Annotated in this window: 10 protein-coding genes and 7 tRNA genes; 10 read left to right on the forward strand and 7 right to left on the reverse strand. The window is 42.1% G+C overall.

What is annotated here, in order from left to right; all coding sequences use genetic code 11:
- The first annotated feature begins 5 nt into the window (after positions 1-5).
- The 9 genes from EJ103_RS05850 to EJ103_RS05895 all read left to right on the forward strand — a co-directional run bounded on the left by EJ103_RS05850 (position 6) and on the right by EJ103_RS05895 (position 3,486).
- Positions 6-1,376, forward strand: coding sequence for a TIGR03503 family protein (locus EJ103_RS05850; protein WP_126006518.1), 1,371 nt, complete (start codon positions 6-8; stop codon positions 1,374-1,376).
- 98 nt (positions 1,377-1,474) lie between these two features.
- Positions 1,475-1,551 (forward strand) — tRNA-Asp (locus EJ103_RS05855).
- A 27-nt stretch (positions 1,552-1,578) separates the two neighbouring features.
- Positions 1,579-1,655 (forward strand) — tRNA-Asp (locus EJ103_RS05860).
- A gap of 41 nt (positions 1,656-1,696) precedes the next feature.
- Positions 1,697-1,773, forward strand: a tRNA-Asp gene (locus EJ103_RS05865).
- Positions 1,774-1,804: 31 nt separating this feature from the next.
- Positions 1,805-1,881, forward strand: a tRNA-Asp gene (locus tag EJ103_RS05870).
- Between the two features lie 37 nt (positions 1,882-1,918).
- A tRNA-Asp gene (locus EJ103_RS05875) sits at positions 1,919-1,995 on the forward strand.
- A gap of 37 nt (positions 1,996-2,032) precedes the next feature.
- Positions 2,033-2,109: transfer RNA gene (locus EJ103_RS05880), tRNA-Asp, on the forward strand.
- Between the two features lie 53 nt (positions 2,110-2,162).
- A tRNA-Asp gene (locus EJ103_RS05885) sits at positions 2,163-2,239 on the forward strand.
- Between the two features lie 680 nt (positions 2,240-2,919).
- Entirely contained in the window at positions 2,920-3,486 is a 567-nt protein-coding gene (locus tag EJ103_RS05895; protein WP_241232300.1) for a transcriptional regulator, read from the forward strand.
- 68 nt (positions 3,487-3,554) lie between these two features.
- On the opposite strand, the gene EJ103_RS05900 is transcribed toward EJ103_RS05895, so the two are convergent.
- Positions 3,555-5,474, reverse strand: a complete 1,920-nt coding sequence (locus EJ103_RS05900; protein ID WP_126006520.1) for a S9 family peptidase — start codon at positions 5,472-5,474, stop codon at positions 3,555-3,557.
- Between the two features lie 269 nt (positions 5,475-5,743).
- On the reverse strand, positions 5,744-8,200 hold the full coding sequence (fadE, locus tag EJ103_RS05905) for an acyl-CoA dehydrogenase FadE (protein ID WP_029772579.1): 2,457 nt from the start codon (positions 8,198-8,200) through the stop codon (positions 5,744-5,746).
- A 297-nt stretch (positions 8,201-8,497) separates the two neighbouring features.
- On the opposite strand from fadE, the gene EJ103_RS05910 reads away from it, so the two are divergent.
- On the forward strand, positions 8,498-9,262 hold the full coding sequence (locus EJ103_RS05910) for a class II glutamine amidotransferase (protein ID WP_004587229.1): 765 nt from the start codon (positions 8,498-8,500) through the stop codon (positions 9,260-9,262).
- Between the two features lie 72 nt (positions 9,263-9,334).
- Here EJ103_RS05910 and EJ103_RS05915 read toward each other — a convergent pair whose 3' ends face one another.
- The 5 genes from EJ103_RS05915 to cmoA all read right to left on the reverse strand — a co-directional run bounded on the left by EJ103_RS05915 (position 9,335) and on the right by cmoA (position 13,676).
- Positions 9,335-10,072: a DUF3108 domain-containing protein gene (locus tag EJ103_RS05915; RefSeq protein ID WP_029772580.1), complete on the reverse strand. Its 738-nt coding sequence runs from the start codon at positions 10,070-10,072 to the stop codon at positions 9,335-9,337.
- Between the two features lie 16 nt (positions 10,073-10,088).
- The gene (gene purN, locus EJ103_RS05920) at positions 10,089-10,736 is read right to left on the reverse strand and encodes a phosphoribosylglycinamide formyltransferase (RefSeq protein ID WP_126006521.1); all 648 of its coding nucleotides are present in this window, start codon (positions 10,734-10,736) and stop codon (positions 10,089-10,091) included.
- Positions 10,736-11,788 carry a phosphoribosylformylglycinamidine cyclo-ligase gene (gene purM, locus EJ103_RS05925; RefSeq protein WP_029772582.1) on the reverse strand — a complete coding sequence of 351 codons (1,053 nt, stop codon included), beginning with the start codon at positions 11,786-11,788 and terminating at the stop codon, positions 10,736-10,738. Before purM ends, purN begins: the two co-directional genes overlap by 1 nt.
- Positions 11,789-11,969: 181 nt before the next feature.
- Complete coding sequence (gene cmoB / locus EJ103_RS05930; protein WP_054982276.1) at positions 11,970-12,938, reverse strand: tRNA 5-methoxyuridine(34)/uridine 5-oxyacetic acid(34) synthase CmoB; 969 nt, start codon at positions 12,936-12,938, stop codon at positions 11,970-11,972.
- Between the two features lie 12 nt (positions 12,939-12,950).
- On the reverse strand, positions 12,951-13,676 hold the full coding sequence (gene cmoA / locus EJ103_RS05935; protein ID WP_126006523.1) for a carboxy-S-adenosyl-L-methionine synthase CmoA: 726 nt from the start codon (positions 13,674-13,676) through the stop codon (positions 12,951-12,953).
- Positions 13,677-13,700 lie beyond the last annotated feature (24 nt).

Below are 13,700 nucleotides of genomic sequence, written 5' to 3' on the forward strand. Positions count from 1 at the left end.
CAACTATGAAAACGATGTATTTTATAACTGTACTGTGCGCCACCTCACTGTTTAGCGCCAGTGCGTTTGCCGTTAAGCAAGTAGAGCTACTTAAACGCGACGGCGAACAAAATGAAATACCGCTGCTAGATAACCGTTTTCGTATAGACAGCCAATTAGACGAAATAACCTTACTATTTTTTAGAAAGCCAGGTTCGCCCGCGGTTATTTTAGTCAGACCCGATGGCAGCAAGTACTTTGCCACTAACGCCGTTAAAGATCCCAACCTCGATTGGTTTGATGAGCTTAGTTACGACTTAATCACCATAAAAAAACCGATGGCTGGCCCATGGCAAGTTATTGGCCGCATTTTGCCCGACAGCCGCATTGTGGTGTTAGGGGAAGTGTCTTTAAAAGCACAGCCACTACCTCCTATGTTGTTTAGAGGCGAGACAATAAAAATAACGGGCGAAATTTTAAATGATGATGAGCCTATCGATGCTAACTTATTCACAGATGTAGTTAGCCTAAACGTTGACTTTGTAAGTACCAACGATGAAAGCTATGCAAACTTTGGTGCAGGCACTCAAGAAGTTGCCGAATTTAAAGACGATGGCCGCGGCTTTGATGAACGCCCTAACGATGGAGTGTTTACTGGCGAATTTAAATTAGACTTTCCTGCAGGACAGTGGACACCAGAACTCTATATAGCGACCCCCTTATTACAGCGACGCATTGTGCAAGACCCTATCATTGTGCATGAACCGCCATTTAAATCTGAGGTCGCACTGGCAGAGCTTGATACTGACGATCACCAGCTAACTATTAATATAGATAGCAACATAGTTAAACCCGAAACCGTTATTGTGCAGGGAAAAATTTATTACCCTAATAATGAAGAGCAAATGTTTACAATTGACGCGCAAGCGGGTGATACACGCCAACTAGCAATTAAAAACTATGATTGGGGAAGATACAGCGTTGAACTGTCTGTTTTTGGCACTAATATAAACGGTCGTGAGTTTATGGCCACAATACCAACATACAAATTTGAGATAGAAAGGCCAATAGAAGCAGTGCCCGAAATAGACCCTGCTACGCTTATTGATCAAAACCTGGCCTTGGAAGCTGAGCCCATTGAAGAAAAAATGGCCACTTCTACATTAGTGACTTTAATCGTGGGCTGTAATTTACTCATTTTATTGTTAGGGTGGTTAGCAATTCGTATTTTTGTACAGAAAAAGCCAATCAAATTTAACTTTAAACTGCCTTTTTTAAACAAAAAGAAAGTAAACGATGAGAGCAACGCCGATGCAGAAAAAAATCAAGTCGGCAAAAATGGCTCAAAAAGTGACAAATCAGGTGAAATTTTAAACCTTTCGATGTCAGATGACTAAAAAACCTGTAAAAAAACAAAAAAGCCCTTGACGAAGTAGGGGCTGATTCGTATTATTCACGCCGCTGCAAAGGGAGACCTAAGCAGAAACGAAAATGCGGAGTGGTAGTTCAGTTGGTTAGAATACCGGCCTGTCACGCCGGGGGTCGCGGGTTCGAGTCCCGTCCACTCCGCCAATTTTCGACAATTTGTAAGTAGACGCTGGAGTGGTAGTTCAGTTGGTTAGAATACCGGCCTGTCACGCCGGGGGTCGCGGGTTCGAGTCCCGTCCACTCCGCCAACACTTACACAACATATGGTTGTAAAACATATTCTTATTATGGAGTGGTAGTTCAGTTGGTTAGAATACCGGCCTGTCACGCCGGGGGTCGCGGGTTCGAGTCCCGTCCACTCCGCCAATAAGAAAAAATAACAGTTTAAATACGCGCTGGAGTGGTAGTTCAGTTGGTTAGAATACCGGCCTGTCACGCCGGGGGTCGCGGGTTCGAGTCCCGTCCACTCCGCCACTATTTAAACACTGTTATGTTACAAAATTTGTATGCTGGAGTGGTAGTTCAGTTGGTTAGAATACCGGCCTGTCACGCCGGGGGTCGCGGGTTCGAGTCCCGTCCACTCCGCCAACAAATTTAGTAATGACAAGTAATATGATATCTCTGCGGAGTGGTAGTTCAGTTGGTTAGAATACCGGCCTGTCACGCCGGGGGTCGCGGGTTCGAGTCCCGTCCACTCCGCCATTTGATATCGTAACAAAATTAGTAAGTGCATTACCCCATGCACATACCACTGCGGAGTGGTAGTTCAGTTGGTTAGAATACCGGCCTGTCACGCCGGGGGTCGCGGGTTCGAGTCCCGTCCACTCCGCCACTTGTTATTTCCTCAATAGCAAGCTTATAAAATCCTTGGTTAAATAATTTTATAAATTACCCTTTGGCTATCAGCTATCAGCTATCAGCTATCAGCTATCAGCTATCAGCTATCAGCTATCAGCTATCAGCTATCAGCTATCAGCTAAATAATCGACTACTTAATGCTAACTTGCTAATATTCCTGCCTATTCTTTAATATTCAGCTTCTTATATCTGCATGAATAGCCAAGAATCTAGTCTCACTTTAAAAAAGGAAGCACTAAAATGAGCACACTAGGTCAACAAGTAAAGCAGCTTAGAAATAATAAAAAATTGAGCCAACCAGAGTTCGCTCAGAAAGTGGGGATAGAGCAAAATCATACCCAAACTACCTCAAGATGCGAGTTTCAGTTGGAATTAAAAGCGATTTAGGCAAGGCATTGATTGCAAATAATAGTGGTTCTATTGTTAAAATCAATAACGCAGTATCAATCGCTTTTAAACCAACCCTTTGGGCGTTTCACAGGCATTTACTCTCATCGTTGTTACTTCTTAAAAGGGACTGCCATTGTTGCAAAGTAACGCCTTGATATTAAGCCCCTGTGAGACGCTGAATTCTGCATCTTGAGGTGGTTTGGGTATATATCAAAACTTGAAAACGATAAATCAATTCCCTCGAATGAAATATTTAGAGCCTTATTGATAGCATTAGATCTTTCAATTGATGAGTTTATGAAGCCGCTTGTATCAAGTCATGATAAAACCAGGCTTATGCAGATACCAGATGTTGAGCAGTGGTATAAAAATAAAGCTGTGAGCACTTCAGTAACTCAGCGTAAATTGATTTATTTAGCAATGTTTTTAATTTCGTTTGGGTGTGCACTATTTTATGCAGGCCATAAAAATTATGTGTTTAACGAACATTTTTATGAGTATCGCTCAATTGGAATTATTAAAAATGATGAACCACTCAATGTTTTCAATCATTGGAAAGATTATATAATAGATCCCAGTGCTGAAAAGCGTACAGCAAAACTTAAAGAGATGCTTGCTAGGCGTGTTGAACTTTTTAAATTAATGGATGAGTATATCGGTGAATCATTTGTCGAAGAAGTGACGGGTGGTAAACGTGTTTATACAACAGATGCTGTCCCACGCTACATATCACATGCAGGTAATACCTGGCTTGAGTTTATTGGATTATTTGCAGCTGTGTTTGGTTTAGCTCTGGCGGTATTAGAACCAAAATTAACGCGTCACGCATAAAAAGCTGTATGCGAACAAGCACACAGCTTTTATCTTAAATTTAGCCCATAGTCGTATGGGCTTAAGCGCTATTTTAGATAGGTATCTAAAAATTTTAAGTAAGCGTTAGAGGCTGTTATACGGTTTTCTTTTTTAGTAAAACCATGCCCTTCATCATCAAACAATACATACTCTACTGGCACGCCATTGGCTTTGACTGCGGCAACGAGCTCATCGCTTTCAACTTGTAAAACACGTGGATCGTTAGCGCCTTGTATTACCATTAAAGGTTTAGTGATATTTTTAGCATGAAATAGTGGCGATATAGCCCGATGACGCTCACCATCTGTTGCAGGGTCGCCCATTTCATCGTACAACGCCTTTTTAAAACTCTCCCACCAGGGTGGAATTGAGTTTAGCGTTCTTACCCAGTTAGTAACCCCAAAAATATTAATACCGACTTTGAATTCTTCCGGCTCAAAAGCAAGGGCAGCAGCAGTCATAAAGCCGCCGTAGCTGCCCCCTATGATGCCGATTTTATCTGCATCAACCCACTCTAAACTCTGCAGGTGCTTTTTACCGTACACAATATCTTGTAAGTCGTCAGTGCCGTGCTTTTTATCATCCAAATGAAAAAATGTTTTGCCGTATCCTGAACTCCCCCGGTTGTTAACTGCAAAAATAGCATAGCCATGATTAACTAAATGTTGTTGCATTGCTCTGTAACCAGTACGGCTTTGCCCACCAGGACCACCATGTACCCACACCAGCGCAGGTACTTTATTGTTTCTGTTGGCTTGTTTGGGTTTATACAACACGCCTGGTATTTCTAGAGCATCAAAACTTTTAAAGCGTACAATGGTGCTCTCTACTAAGTCGTATTGATCTATGTCTTTACTTAATGTGTTAGTAAGCTGCTTAGCTTTATTACTACCGACTTGCCAAACAAATAAATTGCTTGGTGAGGTGTCTGAGTTTAAATAAAACGCCATGGTTTTCTCGTCACTTGAGAAATTCACACCGTGTAAATTACCATTGGGTATGGCGGGCATAGCAACTTGTTTACCTGTCAGAGTATCTAAAATAGACACTTTGGTACTGGCATCGGCATTGACACCACTTACTTGGTAGCGACCAGAGTTAGAAAAATAGATAAAGGTTACATCCCACTCATCTTCTAAGGCCGGCGTGTGCTTACCTGTGGCTAACTCATAGCGCCACATTTGTGAAAACTCGCCTTTTGCGTCTGTAGAGTAATATAAATATTTACCATCAGCAGAGAAGGTTTCAGGCGTATATTGTGCGGGATCATCATGCTGGGATATAAGATGTGGCTTGAGGGTTTTTTTATAAGTGTCAAGAATGTATGTATCACTGTCTTTATTGCTATTATTTTTAGATAAAGCAATAAAGCGTCCATCGGGGCTAATGGCGCCAACATCTAATCCGAGCTCATTTTGATAAACAGGAGACACTTTATAGGTTTCACTATCTACACGATATAAATCCATAAATTTGGCATCACGCTGATTACTTGAGATAAAAAACTGGCTGCCGTCTTTTGTAAAGCCTGCAAAGCCAGCTCGTGTTTCAGCGCCAGGGGTTAAATCTTTGATTGAACCGTCAACTTCACGCACGTAGACATGATATCGCTCGTTACCGCCTGAGTCTTTGGTAAATAATACGCGCTCATCATTAGGGAAGTAGCGTACAGGGTAGGTACTGTCTTCAAAATTGGTTAAGCGTTCTTTACTGCCTGTTTTAACATCGACCTCATATAAACTATAAATACCGCTTTCATCGCTACTAACGAGAATTTTTTCACCAGAAGGTGAAAAACTACTACCTATAAAGGATGTAGTATCAAAAAAAGTGTTTGCACTGTATGTCTGTATCGCTTGTGCTGCTGAGGTTTGTTCAGCAATAACATGTGTTGTATTGCTCGATTGGCTACAGCCAGCGAGTGCAATTGCACATGCTAGTACGCCAAACTTAAGTGTTTTTTTCATTAATACAGTCCTTGAATTATTATTAGCGTATTTGAGTGTTGCTCGTACATTTTTTAAACGCAAGCTTTGGAGCTTATTCAAGGCTTAATAAAGTGTTACAAAGCGTGTATTAGATGAGTGATTAGTAAGTTTTATAATGTATTGGTAGGTTTTATATTTTTTGATATTGATCGAGCTTAAAGTTATTGCTTTAAGCTAATTAAAATTGAGTACAAAAAAGCCAGCGCTAGAGCGCTGGCTTTTGCTATTCAGATGCTTAGCTTGGTTGATTAAGCTGCATCTGCTTTGCTGTCTTCACTTTTACGTGCGGCTTTGCCTGCTAATAAATCAGCTGGGTCAAAGTCATCAACGTTAATTACGTCTAAGCGGGCTTTTTCAACAGCGGCTAATTTATCAGCTTCTGCTTGGCTTAATATGCCAGCTTCAAGGCCCATTTGCGCTACTTTATCAAGTTGGAAGAATGGCAGTTTAAGGCCTTTTTCTTTACATACTCGTTCAAATAACGGCTCTACAGCCAGTACGTCTTTAAGTGTTTGCTCTTGACGGCCAACTAGGTTTAGTGGCTCATCTTTTAAGTAAACATAACTTGCTAAACGGTTACGCGTTTCGCTAGGTACTTGAAGTAGTTGTGCTAGTTTATGCTCAAGTTTGTCGGTAGGTTTACGAACCGGGCGACCAAACGGGAATAACAATACTTTTAATACACCACGTAATGGGGCAGAGGGCATGTTATTGATTAAATCAGCAAGGGCACGTTGGCAGTGGTAAAGATGATCCTGACAGCTCCATTTTACTAGGGCTAAATCTTCTTGTTTACGGCCTTCGTCGTTATAGCGTTTAAGCGTTGCAGACACTAAATATAAGTAACTTAGTAAGTCACCTAAACGTGCTGAAATACGTTCTTTACGTTTAAGCGAGCCACCAAATACCGCCATGCTAATGTCAGACATAAGCGCAAGCGATGCACTAAAGCGTGATGCTATACGGTAAAACTCTGCGGTGTCGTCTTTGTACGGTACGCTAGTAAAACGTGCACCACTAAGCGCAAGCCACTTAGTACGTACAAGGTTCGACATTGTAAAGCCAATGTGGCCCATTAGCGCTTTATCAAATACGTTAAGCGCTTCTTCGCGGTCTTCAATTTCACAAGCACCAAGCTCGGTTAGTACAAATGGATGACAGCGAATTGCACCTTGACCATAAATAATCATATTACGGGTCAAGATGTTGGCACCTTCTACTGTTATAGCAATAGGGGCACCTTGATAGCCACGACCTAAATAGTTATTTGGCCCAAGCATAATCCCTTTACCGCCAAGTACGTCCATTGCATGAATGGTCGACTCGCGCATTTGCTCGGTAAGGTGGTATTTAATAATAGCTGAAACAACCGATGGCTTTTCACCTAAATCTACCGCACCGGTTGACATACTAACCGCTGCATCTGAGCTGTAAGCGTAACCTGCAAGTTTAGCCAGTGACTCTTCAACACCTTCCATTTTACCAATAGGTAAACGGAACTGACGACGAATACGGCTGTATGCACCTGTTGCTACGGCAATTGTTTTAATGCCACCGGCAGAGTTTGATGGCAATGTAATTGCACGGCCAACCGATAAACATTCAACCAGCATGCGCCAGCCTTGGCCAGCCATTTCTGGGCCACCAATAATGTAATCAAGGGGTACAAAAATGTCTTTACCGCGAGTCGGGCCATTTTGAAATGGTACGTTAAGCGGGAAGTGGCGACGACCAATTTCAACACCTGGCGTGTTAGTTGGAATAAGTGCACAGGTAATGCCTGGCTCTTTGTTGTCGCTTAGTAAACCATCTGGATCTTGTAGTTTAAAGGCAAGACCAAGTACTGTAGCCACTGGTGCAAGAGTAATGTAACGCTTGTTCCAGGTAAGGCTAATACCTACTACTTCTTCACCGTTCCATTGCCCTTTACACACAACACCGTAATCAGGAATTGAGCTTGCGTCAGAGCCTGCTTCTGGCGAGGTTAATGCAAAACATGGAATTTCTTGGCCTTGGGCTAAGCGCGGTAAATAATGATTTTTTTGATCTTCAGTACCGTAGTGCTGTAGTAATTCACCTGGGCCTAACGAGTTAGGTACACCTACAATTGATGATAGTAAGGTCGATTTACTGGTTAACTTTTGCAGAACACATGATTGTGCAAACGCAGAAAACTCTAAACCGCCGTATTCTTTTTTGATGATCATGGCAAAGAATTTATTATCTTTTAGATATTGCCATACATCTTGCGGTAAATCGGTAAGCTCGTGTGTTGCTTCCCAATCATCTAGCATGCTACATACTACTTCTACAGGGCCATCAATAAAGGCCTGCTCTTCAATAGTCAGTTTTGGAACTGGGTATTGGTGTAGCTTTTTCCAATCTGGGTTACCACAAAATAAATCAGCTTCCCACCACGTAGTACCGGCATCGATTGCTGACTTTTCAGTGTCAGACATGCTTGGTGTTACTTTTTTAAAGGTAGTAAAAATCGGCTTGATAATATATTGCTGACGAATGCCAGTAACAGAAAGAGGAACCGCGATGATCAAAAAGATCAACCAGCTAATTAAACCAAAAGCACCTGCGAAGGTACCAATTAATAATGTTGCGGCAGAAACACCAAGTGCTGTGTTCCAACTCGCTCTGTGGTAAACCGCGATGCTGAGCAGTGCGATTAAACCGAGTGTAAATATGAGTGTCATTGCTTATTCCTTAATAGAGGTCAGACCACCTCAGTTAGAGTAGCGCTAGTGAGCGTAAGTTTCAAGTACATTACAGCGTTAAATTAACGACAAACTAGCCATTATGCTTATCATTATTCCCTTTATAAGGAACAAGCATGCACCACTGCTGTGTTTAATTCAATCACAGCGATTATTTAAGCGCTAAAAATCAGTAAATCAGCTAGCCAAAAAAGTTTTTTTAAGTAAGTATGTCTGTTGTAGCGCACAGTAAAGTACAGCGCTATTTATACGTATTTTTTAAGGGTTAGTTTATTAATGTGTGAATTACTTGGCATGTCAGCCAACGTACCTACGGATATTTGTTTTAGTTTTTCAGGTTTGTTAGAGCGCGGTGGTAATACTGGCCCGCATAAAGATGGCTGGGGTATAACGTTTTATGAGGGTAAAGGGTGTAGAACCTTTAAAGATCCTGAGCCAAGCTATCAATCAGAAATCGCCAAGCTAGTAAAAGCCTACCCCATTAAAAGTGTGTCGGTAATTAGCCATATTCGCCAAGGCAACCGTGGTCGAGTGTGCCTTGAAAATACCCACCCGTTTACTCGTGAGCTTTGGGGGCGCGAAATTACCTATGCACATAATGGCCAGTTATCTAACTATCACGATTTAAAACCACAATATTATCGCCCTGTGGGCAACACCGACAGTGAGCTGGCGTTTTGTTGGTTGCTAGATAAAATTCGTGAAAAATACCCAAAACGTCCCTCTAATATGGCCTCTGTATTTAGATATGCGGCTAAGCTTTCACATACGTTACGTGAAAAGGGCGTATTTAATATGTTATTGACCGATGGCGTATTTGTATTGGCGTACTGCACGAATAACTTACACTACATAACGCGCCGAGCGCCATTTGGTAAAGCAACGTTAATTGATGCCGATATGGTGGTTGATTTTAACGAAGAAACCACCCCAAACGATGTAGTAACCGTAATAGCTACACGGCCATTAACCAATGACGAACGCTGGCAAAAAATGCAGCCAGGGGAGTTTGCGTTATTTAAAATGGGCGAACTAATTTAGTTAAATAGCCTAAAAGCAAACACAAAAAAACGCGATATAAAATCGCGTTTTTTGTGTTTGCTATCACCGTGTTTACGGCGCTTCTGATCTTACTTCGCTGCTCTCACTTACTGGCGTAGAAACAGGCTGGGTAACGGTAAATGAATTCATTTGTACTTCAAACTGCTCCATGCCTTTTTCGCCTTTCCACATACGTACTAGCATGTAGTCCATTTCTGGTGCAAACCAGGCAAGGGCTTGGCGTTTATCGTTATCGTATAAACGTTTTACTTTTATAGCTTCTACGTTACCAATTGGCAGCGAAATCATTTCTTTGCCAACCACTTCAAAGTTGTAGTCGCGGCGATTGCCTTTTTTATCAATAAGCGGAAACGAAAAATAAGTTTCGCCTTTTTTTAAGCCTTCGCGTACTTGTACTTGATACGAAATAGCATCTTGAAATTCGTCAGTCCATTCGCACTTTAGCGGGTATTCGCTAGTACTACTGGTGACCACTTTATTTTGTGTATCAAAGTCTATTTTATAATCTTTATCTGGGCCGGTGCCGGTACGCACCATATTGTAATGATGAGGAGTGACTTTGTTATCTAAAAAAGTAAATACTGAGGTTTCTTCTCGCTTGTCAGAGAAAATCATCCACTCAATATTGCTGTGATAAGTAAGTTGATATGTTTGCTCGCCAACTTTTTTAAGTTCGCGTACTGCCTCGCCATGATTTTTACCTTTGCGTAAAATATCGTAGCTGGCTTGATACTCTGTTAGTTCGCCTGCAATTAGGCTAGTAGGAAGTAAAGCGCCCACACATAACAGCAGGGCACTTATTTTTTTATTGTGGGTAGTGCGTGCCGTGTGCAGGAAGTTGTTTTTCGTCAAGAACTGCATAATCTGCTTCCATAGTAAGTCTGTGTTCACTGAACCACTTGACCACCAAAGGATAAATTATATGCTCTTGTTCGTGCACGCGTTTAGCTAATGTTTCTGCTGTATCATCCTTGAGTACAGGTATTTGCGCTTGAAGAATAACGGGACCGCCGTCTAACTCTTCAGTTACAAAATGAACACTTACGCCATGAACATCGTCTTTTGCATCAATTGCTCTTTGGTGGGTATTCAGCCCCTGATACTTAGGCAACAAAGATGGATGAATGTTCAACATTTTTCCAACATATTTTTGCACTAAGCTAGGAGTAAGAATACGCATAAACCCAGCTAATACAACTAGATTTGGCATAAAAGAGTCAATAACGTTCATTAATTGCGCATCATAGGCCTCGCGCGAGTCAAAATCTTTGTGACTGAGCACTTTTGTAGCAATACCTGCTTGTTTTGCACGCTCAAGGCCGTAAGCGTCTGCTTTGTTACTTATAACAGCCGCTATGTGTCCGTTTATTTCGCCGCGCTCGCAGGCATCAATAATGGCTTGTAAATTAGAACCACTACCCGATATTAATACCACTAAGCGAATGGGTGTCATTACTTAGCACCACCTACAATTTCTACTTGCTCTTCGCCGGCAACGGCATCTTGAATTTCGCCAAGGTGCCATGCGTTTTCGCCAAGCTCTTTTAAAATGCTTAAGCTTTGCTCTAGCGCATCGCCTGGTACTACTAATACCATGCCTACACCACAGTTAAATGTACGGTACATTTCGTGCGTAGTAATATTGCCGTTTTCTTGTAACCAGTTAAAAACGGTTGGCCACTGCCAGCTATCGCCTTTAACTACTGCTTTTGCAGAATCGGGTAATACACGCGGAATGTTTTCCCAAAAGCCGCCGCCAGTAATATGCGATAGGGCATGCACGTCTACTTGCTTAAATAGCTCAAGTAAAGGTTTAACGTAAATACGGGTTGGCTCTAGTAAGTGCTCGCCTAGTGTTTTGCCGTCAATAACTTGGTTCGTATCGGCGTTTGATACTTCAAGCACTTTACGAATTAAAGAAAAGCCGTTTGAGTGCGGACCGCTAGAAGCAAGGGCAATAAGTTGATCGCCGGCTGCTACTTTTGTGCCATCAATAATTTTAGATTTTTCTACTACACCGGTACAAAAACCGGCCATGTCGTAGTCTTCACCATCGTACATACCTGGCATTTCAGCTGTTTCGCCGCCAATCAGGGCACAGCCAGAAATCTCACAGCCTTTACCAATACCGGTTACTACATCGGCCGCTGTGTCTACATCTAGTTTACCTGTTGCATAGTAATCTAGAAAAAACAGGGGTTCAGCGCCTTGTACTATTAAATCGTTTACACACATTGCAACTAAATCAATACCTACAGTGTCGTGTTTTTTTAAGTCGATAGCTAAACGTAGTTTAGTACCTACACCGTCAGTACCAGCTACTAGTACAGGCTGTTTGTAACCTTCTGGAATTTCGCAAAGAGCGCCAAAACCACCAATTCCGCCCATTACTTCTGGACGACGCGTTTTTTTAACTACGCCTTTAATACGCTCAACAAGTGCATTACCAGCGTCGATATCTACGCCCGCGTCTTTATAGCTTAATGACTGTTTTTGTTCGCTCACAGGTTTTCCTCAAATAATTGCTTGGGGTTGCTTTTCGATAGCTTAGAAACGCGCGTATTTTACAACAATTGCAACTGCGCGGCTAGCTCAAATATAGTTTTGAAATAATTAACAAGGACACTTGTCCGCTATTAGTTTGTTAATTGCACAAAAAAAGCACCCCTGGGTGCTTTTTAGTTATTTATGCTTTGGCAGTTAGTATCGCTCTAAGTGGAGCAGGGTAACCTTCAATGGTTTTACTGGTATCGTTTGGGTCTAAAAAATCAACTAACGATTCGTTTTCCATCCAGTCGGTCCTGCGTTGCTCATCAAGCGTGGTAATTGCGCAATCTTTTATTTGCACATCTTTAAAGCCAACGCGTTCCATCCACAGTTTTAGTGCAGCAGTACTTGGAATAAACCAAACGTTGCGCATTTTTGCGTAGCGGTCGGTAGGTACCAGTACGGTGTTTTCATCGCCTTCAATTACTAACGTTTCTAGTACGAGTTCGCCACCTGGGCGAAGCTGCGCTTTTAACTGCGCTAAAAAATCGATAGGCGAGCGGCGGTGATACAGCACCCCCATAGAAAACACCGTATCAAACGCTTTAAGCTCGGGTAGTGCTTCTACACCTAATGGTAATAAATGCACGTTTTCGTCTGGGTTGTAATGTTTAATGGCCTGAAACTGACACAAAAATAAATCAGAAGGGTCAATACCCACTACAAATTCAGCGCCTTCACCGCGCATACGCCATAAGTGATAGCCAGAGCCACAGCCTATATCTAATACTGTGCGGCCTTTTAATGGCTCAATATGGGGAAGCAGGCGGTCCCACTTCCAATCGCTGCGCCACTCAGTGTTTATTTCAATACCGTGTACAGTAAAGGGGCCTTTGCGCCATGGCATCATGCGTTTTAATAAATGCGTGGCTTGTTTTTGCTCGCCTTCGCTCATCTCCCCCGGTGCACCAATTTCTACTTTAGTGGCGATATCAACGTGGGTTGTTTTTACTTCTGGCAGATTTTTAAGTACTTTTTGCCATTTTGGTAAATCGCCATGGCTTGCCTCGTTTTGCCAATGCTTTAATTGAGCGGGCAGGGTTTCTAGCCAGTGGCTAAGCGGGCTTTGTGCAATTGCTGCGTAAAATTGGTTAAACCATTGAGACATAAGTCACTCTCTTTATTTAATTGCTACCATTGAGCAAAAATTAAAACATTGATACCACACCTGCGTTTGGTTAAAACCAATGTCGCTTAAACGATTAAAGTGAGTGCTTAGCGTATCGGGGCGCATCACGTTTTCAATGGCAGTACGTTTTTGGCTTATTTCAAGCTCTGAGTAGCCATTGTGGCGTTTAAAGTCGTGGTGCAAATCAATTAATAAATTATCGCACTGCTCGTTTTCGGCTTTAATTTTTTCGCTAAGGAGCAGTACGCCACCGGGTTTTAAGTTAGCGTAAATTTTTTCAAGCACGGCTTGGCGCTGTAATGGCGGAATAAATTGCAAGGTAAAATTCATGGCCACTACCGACGCATTTTGAATCTCAAGCTCGTTAATATCGCCTAAAGTTACTGTAACAGGCACGTCTGACTTAAAGCCTTGTAAATGAACCTTACAACGCTCAACCATAGCTTGTGAGTTATCTACAGCAATAATGTGGCAGTTATCGGTGCGAATATTACGGCGCATACTTAGGGTAACCGCACCAAGCGAGCAGCCTAAATCATAAAGGTTTGAATTACTTTGCGCATATTCACCAGCCAATTTACCCATAGTGCTTACAATGGTGGCATACCCAGGCACAGAGCGCTGGATCATATCCGGAAAAACCTCAACCACATTTTGGTCAAAGCTAAAATCTTTTACTTGTTGCTCAGAGGCGTAAATACTGTCTTTTATACTCACTAAGGCAGTCTCTTTAAAAATAAT

Origin of the sequence: Pseudoalteromonas sp. Xi13, from assembly GCF_003952205.1 — a bacterium.
Lineage (GTDB): Bacteria > Pseudomonadota > Gammaproteobacteria > Enterobacterales > Alteromonadaceae > Pseudoalteromonas > Pseudoalteromonas atlantica.